Annotated in this window: 16 protein-coding genes; 7 read left to right on the plus strand and 9 right to left on the minus strand. The window is 70.2% G+C overall.

Annotation, left to right across the window (positions count from 1 at the left end; genetic code table 11):
- Positions 1 to 23: 23 nt before the first annotated feature.
- Both rhaI and SM116_RS03610 read right to left on the minus strand, forming a co-directional pair.
- Positions 24 to 1,190, minus strand: a complete 1,167-nt coding sequence (rhaI, locus tag SM116_RS03605) for an L-rhamnose isomerase (RefSeq protein ID WP_320943098.1) — start codon at positions 1,188 to 1,190, stop codon at positions 24 to 26.
- Positions 1,183 to 1,584 carry an L-rhamnose mutarotase gene (locus tag SM116_RS03610; protein ID WP_320943099.1) on the minus strand — a complete coding sequence of 134 codons (402 nt, stop codon included), beginning with the start codon at positions 1,582 to 1,584 and terminating at the stop codon, positions 1,183 to 1,185. Before SM116_RS03610 ends, rhaI begins: the two co-directional genes overlap by 8 nt.
- A gap of 167 nt (positions 1,585 to 1,751) precedes the next feature.
- Here SM116_RS03610 and SM116_RS03615 point away from each other — a divergent pair, with 167 nt between their 5' ends.
- Positions 1,752 to 2,534, plus strand: a complete 783-nt coding sequence (locus SM116_RS03615; RefSeq protein WP_320943100.1) for a nucleotidyltransferase domain-containing protein — start codon at positions 1,752 to 1,754, stop codon at positions 2,532 to 2,534.
- 24 nt (positions 2,535 to 2,558) lie between these two features.
- Here the strand turns inward: SM116_RS03615 and SM116_RS03620 are convergent, their stop codons facing one another.
- From SM116_RS03620 to SM116_RS03630, 3 genes are all read right to left on the minus strand, one after another.
- On the minus strand, positions 2,559 to 3,395 hold the full coding sequence (locus SM116_RS03620) for a carbohydrate ABC transporter permease (protein ID WP_320944090.1): 837 nt from the start codon (positions 3,393 to 3,395) through the stop codon (positions 2,559 to 2,561).
- A 68-nt stretch (positions 3,396 to 3,463) separates the two neighbouring features.
- Positions 3,464 to 4,396 (minus strand): carbohydrate ABC transporter permease, encoded by a 933-nt coding sequence (locus tag SM116_RS03625; protein ID WP_320943101.1) that lies wholly within the window; start codon positions 4,394 to 4,396, stop codon positions 3,464 to 3,466.
- A 72-nt stretch (positions 4,397 to 4,468) separates the two neighbouring features.
- A complete protein-coding gene (locus SM116_RS03630; protein ID WP_320943102.1) occupies positions 4,469 to 5,797 on the minus strand; it encodes an ABC transporter substrate-binding protein in 1,329 nt (442 codons plus the stop codon).
- Positions 5,798 to 6,045: 248 nt separating this feature from the next.
- Here SM116_RS03630 and SM116_RS03635 point away from each other — a divergent pair, with 248 nt between their 5' ends.
- Both SM116_RS03635 and SM116_RS03640 read left to right on the plus strand, forming a co-directional pair.
- Positions 6,046 to 8,688, plus strand: a complete 2,643-nt coding sequence (locus SM116_RS03635) for a family 78 glycoside hydrolase catalytic domain (protein WP_320943103.1) — start codon at positions 6,046 to 6,048, stop codon at positions 8,686 to 8,688.
- Between the two features lie 51 nt (positions 8,689 to 8,739).
- A complete protein-coding gene (locus SM116_RS03640) occupies positions 8,740 to 9,741 on the plus strand; it encodes a LacI family DNA-binding transcriptional regulator (RefSeq protein ID WP_320943104.1) in 1,002 nt (333 codons plus the stop codon).
- A 4-nt stretch (positions 9,742 to 9,745) separates the two neighbouring features.
- Here SM116_RS03640 and SM116_RS03645 read toward each other — a convergent pair whose 3' ends face one another.
- Positions 9,746 to 10,792, minus strand: coding sequence for a LacI family DNA-binding transcriptional regulator (locus SM116_RS03645; protein WP_320943105.1), 1,047 nt, complete (start codon positions 10,790 to 10,792; stop codon positions 9,746 to 9,748).
- Between the two features lie 138 nt (positions 10,793 to 10,930).
- Between SM116_RS03645 and SM116_RS03650 the strand changes: the two genes are divergently transcribed.
- On the plus strand, positions 10,931 to 11,953 hold the full coding sequence (locus tag SM116_RS03650) for a LacI family DNA-binding transcriptional regulator (protein ID WP_320943106.1): 1,023 nt from the start codon (positions 10,931 to 10,933) through the stop codon (positions 11,951 to 11,953).
- 7 nt (positions 11,954 to 11,960) lie between these two features.
- Here the strand turns inward: SM116_RS03650 and SM116_RS03655 are convergent, their stop codons facing one another.
- Positions 11,961 to 12,236 (minus strand): alpha-L-rhamnosidase C-terminal domain-containing protein, encoded by a 276-nt coding sequence (locus SM116_RS03655; RefSeq protein WP_320943107.1) that lies wholly within the window; start codon positions 12,234 to 12,236, stop codon positions 11,961 to 11,963.
- Positions 12,237 to 12,324: 88 nt separating this feature from the next.
- Here SM116_RS03655 and SM116_RS03660 point away from each other — a divergent pair, with 88 nt between their 5' ends.
- Positions 12,325 to 14,577 carry a family 78 glycoside hydrolase catalytic domain gene (locus SM116_RS03660; protein ID WP_320943108.1) on the plus strand — a complete coding sequence of 751 codons (2,253 nt, stop codon included), beginning with the start codon at positions 12,325 to 12,327 and terminating at the stop codon, positions 14,575 to 14,577.
- 75 nt (positions 14,578 to 14,652) lie between these two features.
- Here the strand turns inward: SM116_RS03660 and SM116_RS03665 are convergent, their stop codons facing one another.
- Entirely contained in the window at positions 14,653 to 15,861 is a 1,209-nt protein-coding gene (locus SM116_RS03665; protein WP_320943109.1) for a sialidase family protein, read from the minus strand.
- A gap of 501 nt (positions 15,862 to 16,362) precedes the next feature.
- Here SM116_RS03665 and SM116_RS03670 point away from each other — a divergent pair.
- Together SM116_RS03670 and SM116_RS03675 are read left to right on the plus strand one after the other, a co-directional pair.
- Positions 16,363 to 17,286, plus strand: a complete 924-nt coding sequence (locus SM116_RS03670; protein WP_320943110.1) for an aldo/keto reductase — start codon at positions 16,363 to 16,365, stop codon at positions 17,284 to 17,286.
- Positions 17,283 to 20,291 carry a glycoside hydrolase family 2 TIM barrel-domain containing protein gene (locus SM116_RS03675; protein ID WP_320943111.1) on the plus strand — a complete coding sequence of 1,003 codons (3,009 nt, stop codon included), beginning with the start codon at positions 17,283 to 17,285 and terminating at the stop codon, positions 20,289 to 20,291. The genes SM116_RS03670 and SM116_RS03675 overlap by 4 nt, the downstream gene beginning before the upstream one ends.
- A gap of 117 nt (positions 20,292 to 20,408) precedes the next feature.
- Here SM116_RS03675 and SM116_RS03680 read toward each other — a convergent pair whose 3' ends face one another.
- Entirely contained in the window at positions 20,409 to 21,914 is a 1,506-nt protein-coding gene (locus tag SM116_RS03680) for an HNH endonuclease signature motif containing protein (protein WP_320943112.1), read from the minus strand.
- Between the last annotated feature and the right edge of the window lie 47 nt (positions 21,915 to 21,961).

Below are 21,961 nucleotides of genomic sequence, written 5' to 3' on the forward strand. Positions count from 1 at the left end.
GCGGATGCGATCGCCCGTGCGGGTCACGCGCCCCAGCCCGCCTGGACCCCGCCGACGCGGTCGGCCTCGATCTGCTGCTGGTAGCCGGAGGCGGCGTAGGCGGCCATGGGGTCGGCGGGCAGGCCGCGCGACTCGCGCCACTCGGCGAGGGCCGGGCGCACGTCGGTGTAGAACGCATCCATCAGCACGGCGTTCGCCGCGAGCACGTCGTTCGCCGTCTGCGCGGCCGCGAGCGCCTCGCGGTCGATGAGCAGTGCCCGCGCGGTCATCTCCTGCACGTTCAGCACCGAGCGGATCTGGCCGGGGATCTTGGCCTCGAGGTTGTGGCACTGGTCGAGCATGAAGGCCACGTCGGGGTTGTTCAGGCCGCCCCCGCGGATCACCTGGTCGATGATGCGGAACAGCTGGAACGGGTCGGCCGCGCCGACGATGAGGTCGTCGTCGGCGTAGAAGCGCGAGTTGAAGTCGAACGAGCCGAGCTTCCCCAGGCGCAGCAGCTGCATCACGATGAACTCGATGTTCGTGCCGGGGGCGTGGTGCCCTGTGTCGAGGCACACCATCGCCTTGTCGCCGAGCGCTGCGACCTGCGCGTACGACGTGCCCCAGTCGGGAACGTCGGTGTGGTAGAACGACGGCTCGAAGAACTTGTACTCCAGCACGAGGCGCTGGTGGTCGCCGAGCCGGTCGTAGATGGTGCGCAGCGAGTCCGCGAGGCGATCCTGGCGTGCGCGCAGGTCGTTCTGGCCCGGATAGTTGGAGCCCTCGGCGAGCCAGATCTTCAGGTCGCGCGAGCCGGTGGCATCCATGACGTCGATGCAGGCGAGGTGGTGGTCGATCGCCTTCCGACGGATGCGGTCGTCCTCGTGCGTCAGCGCGCCGAACTTGTAGTCGTCGTCCTGGAAGGTGTTCGAGTTGATCGTCCCGAGACGCACGCCGAGGTCTTCGGCGTGCCTGCGCAGGTCGTCGAACGAGTCGACCATGTCCCACGGGATGTGCAGCGCGACCGACGGGGCGAGGGCCGTGAAACGGTGCACCTGCGCCGCATCCGCGATCTTCTCGTACGGGTCGCGCGGGGTGCCCGCCGTCGGGAAGACCTTGAACCGGGTGCCGGAGTTGCCGAACGCCCAGCTGGGGAGCTCGATGGCCTGCTGCTCCAGTGCAGCGAGGTGGTCGGGGGTGAGGTCAGCCATGTGCGTCGCCTTCTCGTGTGTTCTCGGGGCTCTGGGGGGAGGGGGATGCCGCGGCCAGCTGGTCCGCGAGGTGGAAGATCTCGGTCAGGACCGGAGCATCCTGATCGGGGCGGCCGCCCAGGCCCGCGAAGAACGGGGCCATTTCGGCCTCCCAGCGGGCGGCGACCGCCGAGCTCGCGAGGTAGGCCTGGGCCGCCTCGTCGTCGTCGGTCTCGTAGTAGCCGATGAGCCGTCCCCCGTCGCCGAGGAAGATCGTGTAATTGCGCCGGCCGGCGGTCGCGATCTCGGCCAGCATCTCCGGCCACACCGCGCGGTGCCGCTGGACGTACGCGTCGATCAGGTCGGGCCGGATGCGCAGCTCGAAGCACACGCGCTGCGGTGACGTCGTCGTCATCGGTGTACCTCTCGTGGTTCGTTCGCGGCCTCCGCGGACGTCGCCGTCGTCGCGGAATGAATCGTTTCAACCCTAAACCTCGGCCAACGTTTCGTCAAGCCGCCGTATAACGTCTCCTTCGACGGGCGGGGCGACCGCCCGCGAGCGCGGGGCGCGAGGAGGCGTGGATGGAGCAGCAGCGCAGAGCGCTGGCGGCGTACGTGGATTCGGTGCGCGACGACCCCGAGGTGATCGCGGTCGTGCTCGTCGGCTCCGTGGCCCAGGGCCGCGAGCGCGCCGACTCGGACGTCGACATCTACCTCGTGGTCGCCGACGAGCGCTTCGCGCGCGAGACGTCCGCAGACCGCTTCGCATGGGTGGATCGCCGCGGCCTCGACTACCCCGGCTCGTACATCGACATCAAGCTCGCGAGCCCGTCGTACCTCGAGGCCGCGGCCGAGCGGGGAGACGATCCGACGCGGGCGTCGTTCCAGGGAGCGGAGGTCGCCTTCTCGCGACAGGCTGACATCGCGGCGGTGGTGCGCCGCATCCCACAGCTGTCGGACGAGGCGTGGGACGACCGTGTGCGCTCCTTCGTCGCGCAGGCTCGCCTCTACGGCGGCTACTTCCTGCGCCAGGGCGTCGAGCACGGCGATCCGTTCCTGGTGCGCCACGCGGCCGTCCACCTGACGCTCGCCGCCGCACGCGCCGCGCTCGCGAAGGCTCACGTGCTGATGCAGGGTCCGAAGTACGTGTCGCGGCTCGTCCGCTCGATCCCGACGCCCGACGGGTTCGTCGAGGCGTGGGACCGAGCGGTGAGCGAGCCGGGGACGGCGACGGCCGAGCCGCTGCTGCGCCTGCTCGACGAGTGGCTCGCGGACGGGATGGACGGGGACGAGGCCCTGTCCACCTTCATCCGCGACAACGAGCTCGCGTGGCTCCGCGGCGGGGTGCCCGTCGAGTTCTCCTGACGGTGGCACGGACGGTGGCACGGGTCATCCCTTGACGGCGCCGCTCGTCATGCCTGCGACGATCTGCCGGTTGAAGAAGATGTACATGATCAGCGGGGGGATCGTGATCAGCAGCATGTACATGAACAGCAGGTTGAACTGGCTGACGGACTGGCTCTGGAAGTTGTACAGGCCGAGCTGCAGGGTCGGGGTGTCGCTTCCTGGGAGGAAGTACAGCGGTCCCTGGAAGTCGTTGAACACGAACACCGACTGCACCACGATGACCGTGACGACGACGGGGCGCAGCAGCGGAAGGATCACCTGGAAGAAGAGCCGCATGGAGCCGGCCCCGTCGATGATGGCCGCCTCGTCGAGCTCCCGCGGGATCGTGGCGACGAAGGCGCGGAACAGCAGCACGGCGAACGCGAGACCGAAGGTCGCCTCGATGAGGACCATGCCCGGGATCGTCTTGAACAGCCCGACGCCCTGGAGCACCCAGATCGTGGGCACGACGGCCGGCGGGACGATGAGCGCGGCGAGCACGAAGAAGTTGACCACGGGGTTCCACCGCGACTTCTTGCGCTGCAGCAGGTAGCCCACCATCGCGGCGAGCACGACCATGATCGCGACGCTGAACACCGTGATGACGACGGTGTTGATGAACGCCCACACGACCTGGTAGTCGTTCGTCTGCAGGACGTCGACGAGGTTCTGGAAGAACTGCCACTGCGTCGGGAAGCTGAAGCCCATGAGGCCCGCCTCGCGGGGGTCCTTCGCGGCCTGCAGGACGATGAACGCGAACGGGAGCAGGAAGACCACGAACGACACCAGGATCGCGATGATGCCGATGAGGTATTTCCGCGCGAACCGGCGGGCGGTCATCGGGCGGCGGTCGTTCTTGAACTTCGGCGCGCCTTCGATGTCGGCGGTCGTGATGGCTCGGGTGACGCTCACAGCTCCGCCTCCCTTCTGTTGAGGAACCACGAGACGGGCCACATCACCGCGGTGACGACGACGAACAGGATGACGTTGCCCGCGGTGGACAGGCCGAAGAAGCCCGCCTGGTACTCCTTGTAGATCACCGAGGCGATGACGTCGCTGGAGAAGCCCGGGCCGCCGTTGGTCATGGCCCAGATGAGATCGAACGAGCGCAGCCCGCCGATGAGCGACAGGATGATGACGGTTCCCATGGCCGGGCGGACCAGCGGCAGCGTGATGTTGCGGAACACGGCCCAGGCGTGCGCGCCGTCGACCCGGGCTGCCTCGAAGTACTCGGACGGGATCGCGACGATGCCGGCCATGAAGATGAGGGTCGCGATGCCGACGCCCTTCCAGATGTCGACGCCGGCGATCGTCAGCAGGGCCAGGTTCGGGTCGGTGTACCAGCCGGGCTGCGGCAGGTGCAGGAAGCCGAGCACCGCGTTGACCGGTCCGTGGAACGGGTCGAGCAGCGCCTTGAACGTCAGGCCGACGCCGATCGTCGAGACGAGGACCGGGAAGAACACGACGGCCCGGAGGTAGCCGCGGCCGAGGATCGGGCTCGTCAGCAGCAGCGCGAGGGCGAGGCCGAGGACGACCTTGGCGGCCGAGGTGACGAAGCCGTAGATGAACGTGTTGACGAATGCCTGCGACAGCGCCGGGTCCTGGAAGAACTGGACGAAGTTGTCGAAGCCGATGAACTGCGTGGTGAACAGCGTCCATCGCGTCAGCGAGAAGTAGAACGACGCGAACGTCGGGACGGCGAAGAAGACGAGGAACAGCACGGCCGCCGGGATGTAGAACCAGGTCGGGTACGGGCTGCGGATGCCTTTGCGCTTCTTCGCCGAGCGCTCGGCGCGCTTGTCCCCCCGGACCGTGCCGGTGGGTGCGACTGCGGTGGTCATTTTCACTCCTTCGTGAAGAGGGGCCGGCGGCGACGCGCGCCGCCGGCCCCTGTGCTCCCGATCAGGTCGGGCTCACCAGCCCTTGATGCCGAGCTGCTGAGCCTGCTTCTTCACATCGGCGTCGTACTGCGCGGCGCCGTCCTTGGCCGGGGTGATGCCGGAGCCCACGGCCACGAGGATCGTCTCGAGGTTCGGGCCCTTGATCGGCGACAGGAACTCGAGCGCCGGGCTCGCCTTGCCGTCCGCGATGTACTTCTGGATGTCGCCGATCAGCGCCGGGACGTCGGACGGCAGCTTGCACGTGGAGATCGAGTACGGGCCGGCAGCGGCGCCGGTCTTGTTCTGCACGTCGCAGCCCTCGGGCGAGTTCACGAATGCCACGAACTTCTTCGCCGCATCCAGCTTGTCGCCGCTCGTCTTCGCCGACACGTAGATGCCGTTGGGCTCCCAGATCGTCAGCGAGGTGTCGGACGCGTTGGCGGACGGGATGGCGAACACGCCGATGTCGTTGACGGCATCCGGCTCGTTCTGCTCCACCGTCGCGATCGACGCCGACAGCATCGGATACTGCGCGCCGGTGCCCTTGGCCAGGGCGTCCATCGCCTGCGCGTTGGTCATCGAGGCGAAGTCCTTGTTGACGAGCCCCTTGCTCTTGATCTCGGCCGTGTGCTCGAAACCGGCGAACGCGGGCTCGTTGACGTATTTCGCGTCGCCCTTGTTGTTGGTGTAGTTGTCGGCCCACTTCGGGTCCTGCGCGTTGATGTTGGCGAAGTCGCCGAGCACGAGCAGCTGGCTCGTCCAGGTGTCGGCGTACGACTGCAGGATGGGGGCGACGTTCGGGTCGGATGCCTTGATCTTCTCGCTGTTGGAGATGAACTCGTCCCACGTGGTGGGCACCTTCAGGCCGAGCTTGTCGTAGATCTTCTTGTTGTAGAGGATCGCGCCGGCGAACGACGTCCCGACGGGAGCGCCGTAGACCTTGCCGTCGACGGAGACGACGCTCGTGAAGTTCTTGTCGAGGTCCTTCACCCAGGCCTCGTTCGAGAGGTCGGCCATCGTGGTCTTGGGGTTGAGCGCCTGGAACAGCGAGCCGGAGTTGTAGTGGAAGACATCGTCCATCGACCCCGTCGACAGCTTCGTCTTCATCAGGTTGTCACCCTGCGTGCCGCCCGGCTGGGTGTCCATCTTCACCGTGATGTTCGGGTACTTCTTCTCGAACGCCTGGATCAGGGCTTTGCCCTGGGCCGAGTTGGCCGCGTCGTTCTGGGTCAGGTAGCTGATCTGCACCTTGCCGCCCGAGCTGCTGCTGCCCGAGCCGCCGCTGCAGGCGGCGAGGGGAAGCGCGAGCGCGGCGAGCGCCGCGGTGGCGATGACCACTTTCCGCGTGGGGGAGCTGTTCATCCCGTACCTCCTTGTATGTCGGCGGTCCGTTCCGCCGATTCGGGTATGTCGTGCTGTCGAGGGGTATTGAAACCATTCAACTGACGCCCACCGTACGCGGAGGGCGCCGGATGGTCAAGGGGCGGATTGAAACGCTTCATCACGAATCGGTAACGCTGTCGCTGTGCAGCCGCGGACGATTGACATCCGCTAGTGAATCGTTTCAGGATGGGAGGGGGATGCGACGACGCCCCCCGGAAGGATCAACGATGCCCGCTCTTCCCGACCTCTCGACGGTCGACTCCTCCACCCGCGTGACCGGACTGCGCTCGCAGTACGGCGATCTTCTCGGAGTGCCGGCGCACGGCCTGCGGCTCGACTGGCGCCTCGTCGCGACCGATGCCGGCGCATCCGTCCGCCAGGTGGGCTATCAGCTGGCCGACGCGCCCGCGGGCGCATCCCTGCGCGAGTGCGAGCCGGTCGCCGACGGCTCGTCGATCGGGGTGCAGGCGGGCGATCTCGCCCCCGGGGAGCGCCGTGACGTCGCCGTCCGCGTGGCGACCGAGGCGGGCTGGACGCCGTGGAGCGACACGCTGACGCTGGAGGCGGGTCTCGCCGGCGCCGACCTCACCGCGCGGGTGATCGGCATCCCGAGCCCCATCGAGGGCCCGGTGCAGCTGCTGCGCCGCGAGTTCGCGCTCGACGGGGCGCCTGTCCGCGCCCGCCTGCGGCTCTCGGCTCTCGGACTCGTCGACGCGTGGGTCAACGGCGTCAAGGTGAGCAGCATCCTGACGCCCGGATGGACGTCATACCAGCGCCGGGTGCTCGTCGACACGATCGACGTCACCGATGTCGTCCGCCCCGGCGCCAACGTCATCGTGCTGGCGGTCGGCGACGGCTGGTACCGCGGCCGCTTCGGGTTCGCGAACCGCACGGAGATCTACGGCGACCGCTCCGGCGCCCTCGCCCAGCTCGAGACCGAGGACGGCATCGTCGTGGCGACGGACGAGACGTGGCGCGGCGGCTTCGGCGCCGTGCGCGGCGCGTCCCTCTACGACGGGACCACCGTCGATCTGCGCGAGACGCCCGAGGGCCTGCACAGTCCCGGCTTCGACGACTCGACGTGGATCGCGGCATCCGTCGTCCCCGCCGACCTGACCGTCTTCGAGCCCCGCGTCGCGCCGCCGGTGCGCGTCGTCGCGGAGCTGCCGATGGAAGCCACCGCGCGCAGCGGCGCCACCCGCCTGGACGGCGGCCAGAACATCACCGGCTGGGTACGCGCCACCGTGCGCGGCAAGGCCGGCGACACCGTGACCGTGCGGCACGCCGAGATCCTCGACCCGAAGAGCGGCGACCTCTTCACCGCCGCCCTGCGGACGGCGAAGGCGATCGACCGCTACGTGCTCGACCGCGACGGGGAGCACGTGCTCGAGCCGGTCTTCACGTTCCACGGCTTCCGGTACGCGGATGTCGAGGGGGCCGACGTCGTGTCGGCCAGCGCGATCGCGGTCTCGAGCGATCTGCCGGTGCGCAGCAGCTTCCGCAGCTCGCACGAGGCGCTGAACCGGTTCCACTCGAACGTGCTGTGGTCGCAGCGCGACAACTTCGTGTCGCTGCCGACCGACTGCCCGCAGCGCGACGAGCGGCTCGGCTGGACGGGCGACGCGCAGGCGTTCGCGCCGACGGCGAGCACGCTGATGGATGCCGAGACCTTCTGGATCTCGTGGCTGCGCGACCTCGAGATCGACCAGACCGACGACGGGGGCGTCGCATCCGTCGTCCCGAACATCATCGGGCCCGGCGACATGCACATGGGCGGCCGCGAGGAGACCGGCATGGGCCTGGCCGGCTGGGCGGATGCCGCCACGATCGTGCCGCTCGCCGTGTACGACGCGTACGGCAGCGACGAGGTGCTCGTGCGGCAGCTGAGCAGCATGCGGCGGTGGGTCCAGACGCTGCGCCGGCGCGCGGGCGAGGGCGTCGTCATGCCGACGCTGCCCTTCCAGTACGGCGACTGGCTCGACCCGGACGCGCCCGGCGACCGCCCGTGGCAGGCCAAGGTCTCGAGCGACTACGTCGCGAACGCGTTCTACGCGCAGTCCGCGCGACTGCTGGCGCGGGCCGAGCGGATCGTCGGAGACCCGGAGCACGCCCTGGAGATGGACGAACTCGCCGACCGCGTCGCCGCCGGCACGTGGGAGGCATGGGGCGAGGAGGCGGTCACCACCCAGACCGGCGCCGCGATCGCCCTCGAGTTCCGCATCGCGCCGGAGGCGCGTCGCGACGAGATCGCCGCGTCGCTCGCCGTGGACGTCCGGCGCACCGGCGGCCGCATCTCCACCGGCTTCCTCGGCACGCCGCTCGTGCTCTTCGCGCTGTCGCACGCCGGGTACCTCGACGAGGCGTATCGCATGCTGCTGCGGCGCGACGCTCCTTCGTGGCTGTACCAGGTCGACCGCGGAGCGACGACGGTGTGGGAGCGGTGGGATGCGATCCTGCCCGATGGATCCATCCACTCCGGGGCGATGGACACCAAGGAGGGCGACAGCATGCTGTCGTTCAACCACTACGCCTACGGCGCGATGATCGACTGGGTGTACCGGACCGTCGCAGGACTCGAGCCTGCCGAACCGGGCTACCGGACCGTGCGGATCGCGCCCCGGCCCGCGGTGGGACTGGACCGGGCGGATGCGTCGATCCAGACCCGGCTGGGCACCCTCTCGATCTCGTGGACGGCGACGGCCGAGGCGTTCGACGCCGAGGTGGAGATCCCGTTCGGCTCGCGCGGGCTGCTCGACCTGCCCATCACCGACGAGTCGACCGTCGAGGTCGACGGAGGCGGCGCCGCCCATGAGCTCGGCGCCGGGCGCCACCGCATCCGCGTCACGAAGCCGAGCCTTGCGCGTCCCTGAAGCCCGGGTCCTCGGGACGCCGGTATGGTGTAGCGCACGGGAGGGGATGTCGTGGGAGTGAGCGTGCGGGACGTCGCAGCCGCTGCGTCCGTCTCGGTGGGGACCGTGTCGAACGTGCTCAATCGCCCGGCCAAGGTGGCGCCGGCGACGGTCGAGCGGGTCATGCAGGCCATCGACGACCTCGGGTTCGTGCGCAACGACGCCGCCCGCCAGCTTCGGGCCGGCCGCAGCCGCAGCATCGGCATCGTCGTGCTGGACGTCGGCAACCCGTTCTTCGCCGAGGTCGTCCGCGGCGCCGAGACGCGTGCCGCGGAGGAGGGCATGTCGGTCCTCGTCGGAAACAGCGATGAGAACGCCGACCGCGAGGACGGCTATCTCGATCTGTTCCGGGAGCAGCGGGTCAACGGTGTGCTGATCACGCCGGCCTCCAGTGACGTCCCGCGGCTGCAGCGCGTTCAGGATGCGGGCATCCCGGTGATCCTCGTCGACAGCGAGATCGGCGACGGCAGCTTCGTCTCGGTCGCGGTGGACGACGTGCAGGGCGGCTACCTCGCCGCCTCGCACCTGCTCTCGAAAGGGCGCCGCCGCCTCGCGTTCGTCGCGGGGCCGCCGTCGATCCGACAGGTGTCGGATCGACTGGAGGGCGCTCGCCGCGCCGTCGGCGAGGTCTCCGGAGCGGAGCTCGAGGTGATCGAGACCGCCGCGCTCACCGTGCTGCACGGCCGCACGGCGGGGGAGGCCCTCGCCGCCCGGGACGCCGCCGAGCGGCCCGACGCCGTCTTCGCCGCGAACGACCTGCTCGCCGTCGGTGTGCTCCAGGCCTTCACCGCCGCGCCCGACGTCTCGGTGCCGGGCGACATCGCCCTGATCGGCTACGACGACATCGACTTCGCAGCATCCACGACGGTCCCCCTGAGCTCGGTGCGTCAGCCGGCGCATCTGCTCGGCTACACGGCGGTCGACCTGCTGATGAAGGAGCTCGACCACGCGTCGGGCGACCGGCACGTGCGCTTCCAGCCCGAGCTCGTCGCGCGGCAGTCGACCGCCGGCTGATCCGTCAGGAGTCCTGCGCGCCGCGGCCTGCGGTGCTCTCGCGGATGACGAGCTCCGGTGTCAGCACGATCCGCTCGTGCCGGTGCGCGGCGGCGGGCTCGACGAGCTCGCGCCGAAGGAGCTCGATGCCGCGCTCGCCCATCTCCTGACCGTGCATCGTCACCGAGCTGAGCGGCATCGCGCCGCCCCACGCCATCGAGTTGTGGTCGCAGCCGATCACGGCGATGTCATCGGGCACCGAGACGCCCGCCGAAGCGAAGGTGTTTATCAGGGCCATCGCCAGCAGGTCGGTCACCGCGATGATCGCGTCGGGGCGATCGGCGGGATCGAGGCGCAGGATGTCGCGCCCCGCCACAGCTCCGCTCGGCGGATTGAGATCCACCGTGTCGATCTCGATCAGCTCGACGCCCTGGTGCTCCGAGACGGCGCGCCTCGCGCCCGCGAGGCGCAGGGCGACCGGCTGGATGTCGTGCATGCCGCCGACGAACGCGAGGCGGCGACGACCGAGCTCGATGAGGTGGCTCGCCGCCAGGTACCCCACCTGCTCGTTGTCGATGACGACGCAGCAGTAGTCGGCATCCCTCGGCGCGTAGTTCAGCATCACGACGGGGATGCCGTCGCGCCTGAGCGCACGGACGGTCTCGTCCGGCTCATCCAGGTGGGCGAGCATGATGCCCGCTGTCTGCGCCGCGCCGAAGAAGCGCAGGTGCGCCTCCTGCTGCAGCGGGTCGTTGTCGCTGTCGGCGAGCTGGAGGTCGAAGCCGTGGCGTCGGGCTGCGCGCTGAGCGCCGCGCGCCATCTCGACGAACAGCGAGTTCATGAGGTCGATGACGACCAGGCCGACCGTCCGGCTCGTGCCGGAGGCCAGCGCGCTCGCGGCGCCGTTGCGCCTGAACCCCAGCTCGTCGATCGCACGGTGGACGCGCTGCAGCGTCTCCGGCGAGACCTTCTCGGGGTGGTTCAGGGCGTTGGAGACCGTGCCCGTCGACACGCCCGCCCGCGCGGCGACGTCGCCGAGCTTCGGCCGCGCGGGGTTGTCGGTGCGTGGCATGGACGAACTCTAGCGATCGGGCTGTTGCGCCGGCTGCCGGTCCCGGCTCTTCGCCGCCCGCGCGCCGCCCGCTCACCGGCCTGTCGCCGAGCCGGGATACTGGAGGAGGGCGTGCCGGCACGCCCCCGAGGAGGCGTGGTGGCGAGTACGCGGGTCGCTCTGCGAGATGTGGCCGAGCACGCGGGGGTCTCCGTGGGTGCGGTGTCGCACTACTTGAACCACCCCGAGCGCGTCGCGGCGGCGACCGCGGAGCGGATCGGCGAGGCCATCGACGCCCTCGGCTACGTGCCGAACATCGCGGGACGTCACCTGCGCCGCGGGGTCAGCGACGTCATCGGCTTCGTCGCGCCCGACCTGAGCAACCCCCACTTCCTCGAACTGTCGACGAGCATCGAGGACGTCGCCCAGGAGCGCGGCATCCGCGTGTTCCTCGCGAACTCGCGCGGCGTCACCGAGCGCGAGAACATCTACCTCTCCCTCTTCGAGGAGTACAAGGTGCGCGGCATCGTCATCGCCTCGCACCAGCCGATCGAACACCGCTTGGCGGCGCTCCGCCGCCGGGGCACCCCCACGGTCCTCGTCGGTCAGCGCGCCGAGGCGCCCGAGCAGATGTGGGTGTCGACGGACAACATCCGCGGCGGTGAGCTCATCGGGCGCCATCTCGTCGAATCGGGACGCCGGCGCGTGGTGTTCGTCGGCGGGGCTGCGGACGTCCCTCAAGTCGCTGATCGGCTCACCGGCCTCCGGCGCGCGCTGGACGGCACGGCGACGCACCTCGAGGTCGTCTCGGTCGACGACCGCACCGTGGATGTCGGCAGCGAGGTCGCCACGAGCATCCTCTCCCGTCCCGAGAGCGAGCGGCCGGATGCCGTGGCCTGCGCCAACGACCTCCTGGCGCTGGGCTTCCTGCGGACGACGATCGCCCGCGGCGTGCGGGTGCCCGAGGAGCTCGCGATCACGGGGTACGACGACACCGTGTTCGCCCAGGCCTCGCTCGTGCCCCTCACGAGCGTCGGCCAGGACTCCCCGGCGGTCGCGAGTCGGGCCGTCGCCGCGCTCCTCGACGGGGCGCCCGAATCGAGGTTCGGCCAGCTCACCGAGCCTCGGCTCGTCCTCCGGGAGAGCTCGGTGCGCCAGGGCTCACGACGAGCCGCGGACTGATCCTTCGTCAGCGCGACCGGACGGCGCCGATGACGTGCCGGCCCGCGGCCAGCACGGTGGCATCCGTCGTCCAGCCCGCGGGGAGCGCGACCTCCGCGGTCGTCCCCACCGGTACCTCGACATCGATCGTCGCGCTGTCGCCGTCGCGGCGCCACCGCACGGCGAGCCGGCCGTGGGGCGTGTCGACGTGCGCCGCGCAGCGATCGAGCGACCCGTCGAGGTCGGGTGCGATCGACGAGCGCGCGTAACCCGGCTCGACCAGGGCGAAGGATGCGGCATACATGTTGTGAATCGATTCAATGCCGACTAGCGTGAGACGTGACCCACACCGGCGCGCGGCGCCGCCAACGTTCGAAGGAGAACACCCGGCCATGACCGACACCGATCCCCGCGCAGCCCTCGAGGACGCGAGCTTCCTCACCGCCGACGCGCCGCGCCCGGCCGCCGTGCGGTTCTCGACCGAGGCCGCGCTCGACCGGCCCCGCAGCGAGGTCTCCTCCGCCGTGCTCGTCGCCACGGCCCACGGGGTGTACGAGGCCCGCATCGACGGGGAACCCGCATCCACCTCGGTCCTCGACCCGGGCTGGACGTCGTACGAGTGGCGCCTGAACGTCCAGCGGCACGACGTCACGGCGCTCGTGCAGGGCGGCGAGGGCGACGTGCGGATCGATCTGCTGCTCGGAAACGGGTGGTACCGCGGCGACCTCGGTTTCCGCGGCGCCGATGCGAACTACGGCACCGAGATCGCGGTCGCAGCCGTGCTCGAGGTGTCGTTCGCCGACGGCTCGACCCAGCGCATCGCCACGTCGCCGGACTGGACCGCGGAGACCACCGAGATCACGCGCAACTCGCTCTACAACGGCGAGACGATCGACGCGCGCCTGCGCGGCCGGGCCGGCGAGAGCCTGACCGTCCGTGAGACCGACATAGACCGCGCCACCCTTGTGGAGCAGAGCGGCCCGCCGATCGTCCGCCACGAGGTCCGCGCGGTCGAGAAGAGCTGGGCGGCCCCGAGCGGCGCCACCCTCGTCGACTTCGGGCAGAACCTCGTCGGCTGGATCCGCGTGACGGTGCAGGGGCCCGCGGGCACCGAGATCACGATCCGCCACGCCGAGGTGCTCGAGCACGGCGAGCTCGGCACGCGCCCGCTGCGCGGCGCCGAGGCGACCGACGTGTTCATCCTCTCCGGCGGCGTCGACGTCTTCGAGCCCACGCTGACGTTCCACGGCTTCCGCTACGCCGAGATCACCGGGTGGCCCGGCGCATTCGACCCGTCGGCGCTCGAGGCCGTCGTCGTGCACTCCGAGATGCGGCGGACCGGCACCTTCCAGTGCTCGGAGCCGCTCGTCGACCAGCTCATCGAGAACTCGATCTGGGGGCAGAGGGGCAACTTCCTGAGCGTCCCGACCGACTGTCCGCAGCGCGACGAGCGCCTCGGCTGGACGGGTGACATCGCCGCCTATGCCGCCTCGGCATCCTTCCAGTTCGACACATCCGCTTTCCTCGACAACTGGCTGCGCGACGTGCTCGCCGAGACCCGCGGGTCCGAGAAGGGGATCGTGCCGATCGTCGTGCCCGATGTGCTGAAGTACGCGCACTTCGAGGAGGGCTTCCGTCACCCCGAGCTCGGCGCGACCGCCGTCTGGGGCGACGCCGCCGTCTGGGTGCCCCAGGCTCTGTGGCAGGCCTTCGGCGACCGCGAGCAGCTCGCCGAGCAGTACCCCGCCATGGTCCTGCACCTCGAGTCCGTCGAGAAGGCGCTGTCGCCGAACGGACTGTGGGACACCGGCTTCCAGTTCGGCGACTGGCTGGACCCGGATGCCTCGCCCCACGACCCCGCCGCGGCGAAGGCCGACCCGCAGGTCGTCGCGACGGCGTGCCTCTACCGCAGCGCGTCGTTCGCGGCCGAGGTCGCCCGCATCCTCGGCGACGATGAGGATGCGGCGCGCTGGAGCGCCCTCGCCGACCGGACGCGTGCGGCCTTCAACGAGCACTACGTCACGGGCGGCCGGGTGCGGTCGGACTGCACGACCGTCTACGCGCTCGCGATCTCGTTCGATCTGCTCGACGAGGACGACCGCGCTGCCGCCGGCGACCGGCTCGCCGAGCTCGTGCGCGAGCGCGACTTCCGCGTGACGACCGGCTTCGCGGGCACGCCCTTCATCACGTGGGCGCTGACCGACACCGGACACGTCGACGAGGCCTACGGCCTGCTGCTCGAGCGGGAGTGCCCGTCGTGGCTGTACCCCGTCACGATGGGGGCGACCACGGTGTGGGAGCGCTGGGACTCGATGCTCCCGGACGGGACCATCAACCCGGGCGAGATGACGAGCTTCAACCACTACGCGCTCGGCGCCGTCGCAGACTGGATCTACCAGGTCGTCGGCGGCATCCGCCCCGCTGCCCCGGGCTACGCGCGCGTGCGCATCCAGCCCGTCCCCGGCCCGGGCATCGACTGGGCGACGACCTCGTACGAGTCGAGCGCGGGGACGATCTCCACGTCGTGGAAGAAGGATGCCGACGGGTTCACGCTGGACGTCGAGCTGCCGCACGGTGTGCCGGCGCAGGTCGTGCTGCCCGACGGGTCGGTGCACGAGGTGGTGGGCGGGTCCCACTCCTTCTGAGGCGTGCGGTGTGCGCCCGGTCCGGTTCGGACCGGGCGCACACCATCTCCGGCGGGCCCGCTGAGCCGGTCAGGCTCAGCCGGTCACCGAGACGATGCCCGACGTGATCGGGGTCGACGTCCCGTACGGCGCGCCGGTGATCACGAACACGAGGCCGCGGTCCTGGGGGCTGCCCGGTCCGTCGAGCGGGATCGTGAACCGGCTGTACCCACGCGGCATCGGCGACGACAGTCGCGTCCACTTGGCAGGATCGCCCAGGTCGCGGTTGATGAAGAAGTCCGCGTCATCGTTGTCCGTGACCACGATGGCTCCATTGGTGTCGCCCGTGTCCGACCACGACACGATCGGCGCCGCGTTCGGGGCGTAGCCGTTCGGGTCGAGCAGCGGGATGGTCTCGGAGAAGCGGAACGACTCCGGGTCCGCTGCCAGGCGGTAGTGCACGTGGTAGGTGTAATCGGCCTGGTTCGGATTCACCGGGTCGACGGGCTGGCCGTACTCGAAGGTCATGATCCACAGGTCTCCCCGCAAGCGTGCCACCGACGTCATGCCGGGACGCTCCGCATACGTCGTCCCCGTCACGTCATCGACGACCGGACCCCAGGTGACCAGGTCTGTGCTGGTCTGGTGGGACAGCTTCTGTCCGAAGTTCGGGTCACGCTGATCCGAGTAGTAGCAGATCAGCACGTCGTTGTGGAGCAGCAGGAACGGCTCCCAGACCGGCGTGGCGCCGTTGGTCGTGTTGGCCGGCCCACCCTGAGCCACCGTGCTGAGGAACTTCCACGTGAGCCCGGCGTCCGTGCTCGCGTAGAGCTGGATGTTGGTTCCGACTCCGCCGAGCTGATTGCACGAGAAGAGCAGTGCGCCCTTGGGCAGGCCCGCGAACGCACGGGGCAGCTCGTACAGGAAGGGCTGCAGGGCGAATCCGGTGGTGGGGATGCTGCTGTACGGCGCCCAGGTCTGGCCGTTGTCGTCGCTCCGGTAGACCGTGAACCCACGTCCGCCCTGATAGGTGGCGAGGATCGTCTGCGCCTGGCCCGCAGGGGCCGAGGCAGTGAGTCGCACGGCGCGAGCGTACGACCCGCGCGCCGTGCCCACCGGAACGGGACCGAAGGTGCGGTCGCCCGTGGACGGTGAGCCGGGAACGCCCGTGTCCGCGAACGCCGGCATCGCCGACAGCCCCAGGCTCGCGCCGGCGACCACAGCGGCGCCCGCCCCGAGGAACGCGCGCCGTGAGAGCCGCGAGCTGCGTGTCGTTTCGTCTTCCTGAGATGCGTGGTCTTGCATGGTTCCTCCTCTTTGAAGTACCCCGGCCGACAGACACCGTCGTGTGGTTCGCATTGGGTCGGGGAAAACGTTGGAAGGTTATCCCGCGGTAAATTTCGCGCGCAATCTTTTTGGAAAGGTCTGATTCTCAGAAGCGTTCGCGCCACCCCCACAGGTTTCGAAAACAGGATGTGAATGGGGATTTTCTCGGCACCTTGCGTGCAATTCATATGAGGGAACGTGAGATCCGGCCGAGTTCCCCTGTGTCGGAACAGACGGCGAGAGCCGGCGAAACACCCGCCGTGTTCTCCATCGTTGTACAGCTGCGCTCGAGGTTGCGCCTGCTCGTTGTGACTTCTCGGGCAGGGGATGCGGCTGCGCGGTCGATGCCCTCGTCGCCGCCCAACTGCAGTGTCGCTCGGCTCGGCTCGGCTCGGCTCGGCTCGGCTCGGCTCGGCATTGTCATCGGAGCACCGCGCAGCATAGGATGAAAGCGGATTCATTATAGAATGGATATGCAGGATGCTCATCGGTGACGTCTCGCCTCTCACTCTCGGCTCGTCCGGCCTCGGCCGAGATGCGGATGCCTCGGGTGACGCCGTTGACACGGCTCGCGCGATGCTCGCCTCCGGCCTGCTCGTCGACACGTCGAACGCCTACACGGGCGGGCGTTCGGAGCAGACCCTGGGCCGGGTGCTCGCCGAATCGGCGGACGCGGAGCGAGCGGATGCGGCATCCCGCATCGTGACGAAGGTGGATGCCGACCCCCGGACGCACCGCTTCGACCGCGACCGGGTGCTGCGCTCGGCGGAGGAGAGCCTGAGCCGGCTGGGGGTTGATCGTGTTCCGCTCTTGCACCTCCACGACCCGTACTCGGTCTCGTTCGAGGAGGCGATGGGCCCTGGCGGAGCAGTCGCCGGGCTGATCGAGTTGCGCGAGTCGCACGTCGCGGGCGCGATCGGAATCGCGGCCGGTCCGGCGCCGCTCGTCGCGCGCTACGTCGACACCGGCGTCTTCGACGCCGTGCTCGTGCACAACCGGTACACGCTGGTGGACCGCAGCGCGAGAGCCGTCTTCGAGCGGGCGGCCGCGCGCGGAATGACGGTGTTCAACGCCGCGCCGTTCGGCGGCGGCATCCTCGCCCACGGCGCCGCGTCCGGTGCCGGTTACGGCTATCGCCCCGCGACCGACGAGCTGCGCGCCTGGGTCGCCGGCGTCGAGCACCTCTGCGAGCTGCGCGGCGTGACGCTGCCCACGCTCGCCCTGCACTTCTCGCTCGGGGCGCCGTTCGTGCACTCGACGGTCGTCGGGGTCTCCTCGCCGCGGCGCTTGGTCGAGCTCGAGGCGATGGCCGCCGCATCCATTCCCGACGAGCTGTGGTCGGAGCTCGAGCGGCTCCCGCCCGCGCCCACCCCGATCGACGACGAGCAGGACGGCAGCCGATGACGGCGTACTGGGAGAGCACCGAGCCGGGCGCCGGCAGACGAGCGCCCCGCGCGCAGGCGCCGGGCGATGCCCGCGTGCTGAGCCTCAACGGCGTGTGGCGGTTCCGGCTCTCGCCGACGGCCGCGGGGACGGGCGACGACTTCCTGCGCGCCGACTTCGATGATTCCGGCTGGGATGAGATGCGCATCCCGTCGCACTGGGTGCTCGAACCCTTCACGCCCCTGGCCGGCGGCTCCGCGCGCTCCCTGCGCGGGACGACGGAGGGACCGCTCTACACCAACACGTCGTACCCGATCCCGCTCGACCCGCCACGGGTGAGCACCGAGAACCCGACCGGCGACTACCGGCTCGTCTTCGAGGGGCCGGATGACTGGCATGCCGCGGTGCTGCGATTCCAAGGGGTGGACTCGTGCGCGAAGGTCTGGCTCAACGGCGTGGAGCTCGGCTGGTCGACAGGCAGCCGCCTGCCCTTCGAGTTCGACGCGCCCGTGCGTCGGGGGCGGAACGTCCTCTGCGTGCGCGTGCATCGTTGGTCGGCCGGGACGTACCTCGAAGACCAGGACATGTGGTGGCTGCCCGGCATCTTCCGCGACGTCGAGCTGCTCGAGCGCCCGGAGGGGGCGATCGACGACTTCTTCGTCCACGCCGACTTCGACGCCGAGACGGGGCTCGGCACGCTGCGGGTCGAGGCATCCGCCGATGCAACCGTCGAGGTGCCGGAGCTCGGCCTGCGCATCCCCGCCGGAGAGACGGTCGTCGTCCCCGTCGAGCCGTGGAGCGCCGAGTCTCCGCGCCTCTACCGCGGCACCCTCGCGGGCCCGGGCGAGACCGTCGATCTGCGCATCGGCTTCCGCCGCATCGAGGTGCGCGACGGCGTCCTGTACGCCAACGGCGCTCCGCTGGTCTTCCGCGGCGTCAACCGGCACGAGCATCATCCCGACCGCGGTCGGGCGCTCGACCGCGAGACGATGCTCCAGGACGTGCTCATGATGAAGCGCGCGAACATCGATTCCGTCCGCACGAGCCACTACCCGCCGCATCCCGACTTCGTGCGCCTGTGCGACGAGTACGGCCTGTGGGTCGTCGAGGAGTGCGACCTCGAGACGCATGGCTTCATCTTCGCGGGATGGGAGGGCAACCCGCCCTCGGAGCCGGCCTGGCGCGACGCCCTCCTCGATCGCCTGCACCGGATGGTGGAGCGCGACAAGAACCACCCGAGCATCGTCGTGTGGTCGCTCGCGAACGAGAGCGGCAGCGGCGCGACCTTCGGCGAAATGCGCCGGTACCTCGACGAGCGCGACCCGGCACGCCCGGTGCTCTACGAGCGTGACCCCTCGTACCGCGACTCGGACTTCTACTCGCTGATGTACCCGACGCTCGACGAGCTCGACGCGATCGGGCGGCGCGAGGAGCGGCGTCCGGAGGGCGTGACGGATGCCGACGACGCCCGTCGCCGCGCACTGCCCTTCCTGCTGGTCGAGTACGCGCACGCCATGGGCAACGGGCCGGGCTCGCTGCAGGACTACTGGCGCATCATGACCGCGCACGACCGCATCTGCGGAGGCTTCGTGTGGGAGTGGATCGACCACGGTTTCACCGCCATCGACGAGGACGGCCGGCCGTTCATCATGCACGGCGACGATGTGGCGGGCTACGAGCCGCGTGGCGGCCGCTTCAGTCTGCACGGACTCGTCTTCAGCGACCGCACCCCGACGCCTGGGCTCACGGAGCTCACGCGGGCGTACGCTCCGCTCGAGATCTCGGTGGATGCCGGTTCCCCGGGGCCCGCGACCGTCCGGGTGCGCAACACCCGCCACGGCGCATCCACGGCCGATCTCGCCTTCTCCTGGTCGGTGGAGGCCGATGGAGTGCGCTTCGACGGCGGGGCGCTCGCGGTGCCTGCGGTCGCGGCGGGGGATGCCGTGTCCGTCGTGCTGCCTCGCTGGGCGGAGCCCCCGCGGGGCGAGGTCGTCGCGACGGTGGAGGCGGCGCTCGCCGCGGATGCCTCGTGGGCGCCCGCCGGGCACGTCGTCGCGTGGGGGCAGGCCGTCATCGCACGCTCTGGGGAGGCTGTCGTGCCGGAGGGCCGTGAGGTCGGTGCACGGTCCTTCGTGCGCGGTGGCAACACGGGTGCGACTCGCAGCACCCAACCGTCGCCCATCCTGGACGTCGGACCTGCCCGCTTCGACGCCTCCACCGGGGTGCTCGTCGAGCTGGGCGGCGTCGAGCTCGACGGGCCGTGGCTCGACCTGCACCGCGCTCCCACCGAGAACGACCACGGTCAGGGTGCGCTCAACGACGTCGCCTCCGTGTGGGCCGCGACGGGCATGAACCGCATGCTGCACCGCATCGACGGCATCGAGCACGGAGACGGATGGCTGCGGACGACCGGCCGCACGGCACCCACCTCCCATCCGCACGGCGTCGCGTGGACGATGCAGTGGACCGCGGACGGTGACGGAGTCCTGCTCGAGGTCGAGGCCGACTTCGTGGGGCCGTGGAGCGATACGCCGTATCAGCAGCGGGACATCTGGGTGCCTCGGCTCGGGCTGCTGTTCGCACTCCCCGGCGGCAGGGTGCGCGAAGGAATGAAGACGGTCGAGTGGTACGGCCGCGGGCCGGGTGAGACCTACGTCGACTCGTACGAGGGCTCACGCATCGGGCGGTTCTCGGCATCGATCGATGCGTTGCAGACCCCGTATCCGGTGCCTCAGGAGAACGGGAACCACGTGCAGACGCGCTGGCTCGAGGTGAGCGGCGATGGCGACCGCGCCCTGCGGGTGACCGGTCGCCCCGCATTCGACTTCACCGTCCGTCGCTGGACGTCCGTCGACCTCGAGCGCGCGACCCGCCCGTCGCAGCTCGTCGATTCGGGACGTGTGTGGCTGAACATCGACCACCGCCAGCAGGGGATCGGGTCGGCATCCGTCGGTCCCGCCCTCCCGGAGCACGACCGCGTTCCGCGCGAGCGAACCGCATGGCGCGTTCGGCTCTCGACATCCTGAGCGCATCCCACCGCGCCCACCTCCCACTGCGCCCACCTCCCACTGCGCCCACCTCCCACTGCGCCCACCTCCCACTGCGCCCACCTCCCACTGCGCCCACCTCCCACCACGCCCACTTCATGCGGCGGGATGGAATCTTCGGGGCGGTGGCTGAAGGTCGCCGAAGGCGTACCGGCGTGCCAGTCGGGCGGGCAGAGGCGTCGGCGGCGCACCCGGGGTGTGGAGCATGAAGTCGCCCTTGCCCTCGCGGGTGATGCGCCACCCGTGGTGGTGGAGGTTCATGTGATGGAAGCGGCACAGGAGGACGCCACGGTCGATGTCGGTCCGGCCTCCGTGCTCGGCGCAGTGGTCGATGTGGTGCGCCTCGCAGTACGACGCGGGACGGTCGCAGCCGGGAATGCGGCATCCGCCGTCCCGAATCGCGAGCGTCACCCGCTGCTTCGTCGAGTAGAGCCGCGCTTCGCGCCCGAGATCGAGCGGGTTGCCGCGGTCGTCGAACGCGGCGGAGCGCGTGCCCGTGTCGCAGGTGTGCGTGGCGATCAGCCAACCGGGAAGAGCCGTGTCGGCGTCCTCGAGCAGCGCAACGGCAGGAAGCCCGTCGAGTGCGTCGCGGTGGGCGGCCGTCGTGGTGACGAGCCGGATGCCGGCCTGGCGGGTGCCGAACACGGCCTCGGCGTCGGCGACCGCACCGGCCCGCAGGACGTCCATGATGAGGTCGTACGTCAGCTGGTCGTTCGTGCGCGGATCGTTCACCAGCTCGTCGGCCCGTGCCCTCTCGGCCGAGTCGACGAACCTCGGCCCTCCGCGGCGAGGGCGGAGCGCCGTTGCGATGATGGCGTCGACCCAGGCGCCCCCCTCGTCATCGAATGCGAAGCTTCCACGGCGCGTGCCGTCCCGGTCGAGCCAGGTGCGGAAGGCCCGGCCCTGGAACCGTTCCTCGAACCGCCGTTCGGCGCCGACCGGGTCGAGCAGATCGCGGATGGTCCGGGCCGCCGAGGCCAGTTCTTCCACCGTGCGCACGCCGGCCTCGTCGATGAGCTGACCGGCGGCCGATTCCCATGCGGCGACGACCTCGAGGTCCGGCCGCACGCCATCGAAGCGCGAGGTCGGCGGCTCGCCGAGCCCGCGGTAGACGGCGTCGTGCTGCGCCGAGGTCTGCGCCCCGGTCATCAGCGCGTCGCCGAGGACTGTGTGCCAGGGGCGCGGCGCAGACGCGGTGCCAGCGGCATCCGTACTCGACGGCGCGCCGGTTGCGTCGCGCCCATCCGACGCGTCATCGAGCCCCAGAGCGAGCGACTCACCGAGTCGCACGTGCTTGGCGGCGTCGGCGCGCGTCGTTCCTGTGAGGTCCTGGATGAGCGAGACCGTGGATCGATGCCCGCGCTTCTGCGCCAGTCCGCCATGCCCGGCGCCTCGGCCGGATCGCACCGCGACGGCACCGGTCGCCGCGATCCGTATCGACTCGCCGGCGCGCACGAGCACCGAAGCCTGCTCGATCAGCGAGAGCAGTTCATCGTCGGTGAGCCGCTGCACGGCGGCCGGTGCATCGGTCGCCTCCACGTCGTCGCCGAGCGCGGCTCGAAGCGCGTCGAGCGCCCGGTCGAGATCGGTGAAGAATGCCATGGTCCATCATCGCATGCCGGTCGGACATTCGAAGATAAAGGCGAGGA

It is taken from the genome of Microbacterium rhizosphaerae, assembly GCF_034120055.1.
GTDB classification, from domain to species: Bacteria; Actinomycetota; Actinomycetes; order Actinomycetales; family Microbacteriaceae; genus Microbacterium; species Microbacterium rhizosphaerae.

Excerpts from the sequence above, each read along its gene's own strand:
- SM116_RS03620 (WP_320944090.1), bottom strand. The coding sequence starts at position 3,395 with ATGACCGCCCGCCGGTTCGCGCGGAAATACCTCATCGGCATCATCGCG.
- SM116_RS03615 (WP_320943100.1), top strand. The coding sequence starts at position 1,752 with ATGGAGCAGCAGCGCAGAGCGCTGGCGGCGTACGTGGATTCGGTGCGC.
- SM116_RS03665 (WP_320943109.1), bottom strand. The coding sequence starts at position 15,861 with ATGCAAGACCACGCATCTCAGGAAGACGAAACGACACGCAGCTCGCGG.
- SM116_RS03655 (WP_320943107.1), bottom strand. The coding sequence starts at position 12,236 with ATGTATGCCGCATCCTTCGCCCTGGTCGAGCCGGGTTACGCGCGCTCG.
- SM116_RS03635 (WP_320943103.1), top strand. The coding sequence starts at position 6,046 with ATGCCCGCTCTTCCCGACCTCTCGACGGTCGACTCCTCCACCCGCGTG.
- SM116_RS03610 (WP_320943099.1), bottom strand. The coding sequence starts at position 1,584 with ATGACGACGACGTCACCGCAGCGCGTGTGCTTCGAGCTGCGCATCCGG.
- SM116_RS03675 (WP_320943111.1), top strand. The coding sequence starts at position 17,283 with ATGACGGCGTACTGGGAGAGCACCGAGCCGGGCGCCGGCAGACGAGCG.
- SM116_RS03630 (WP_320943102.1), bottom strand. The coding sequence starts at position 5,797 with ATGAACAGCTCCCCCACGCGGAAAGTGGTCATCGCCACCGCGGCGCTC.
- SM116_RS03670 (WP_320943110.1), top strand. The coding sequence starts at position 16,363 with ATGCTCATCGGTGACGTCTCGCCTCTCACTCTCGGCTCGTCCGGCCTC.
- SM116_RS03645 (WP_320943105.1), bottom strand. The coding sequence starts at position 10,792 with ATGCCACGCACCGACAACCCCGCGCGGCCGAAGCTCGGCGACGTCGCC.
- SM116_RS03625 (WP_320943101.1), bottom strand. The coding sequence starts at position 4,396 with ATGACCACCGCAGTCGCACCCACCGGCACGGTCCGGGGGGACAAGCGC.
- SM116_RS03680 (WP_320943112.1), bottom strand. The coding sequence starts at position 21,914 with ATGGCATTCTTCACCGATCTCGACCGGGCGCTCGACGCGCTTCGAGCC.
- rhaI (WP_320943098.1), bottom strand. The coding sequence starts at position 1,190 with ATGGCTGACCTCACCCCCGACCACCTCGCTGCACTGGAGCAGCAGGCC.
- SM116_RS03660 (WP_320943108.1), top strand. The coding sequence starts at position 12,325 with ATGACCGACACCGATCCCCGCGCAGCCCTCGAGGACGCGAGCTTCCTC.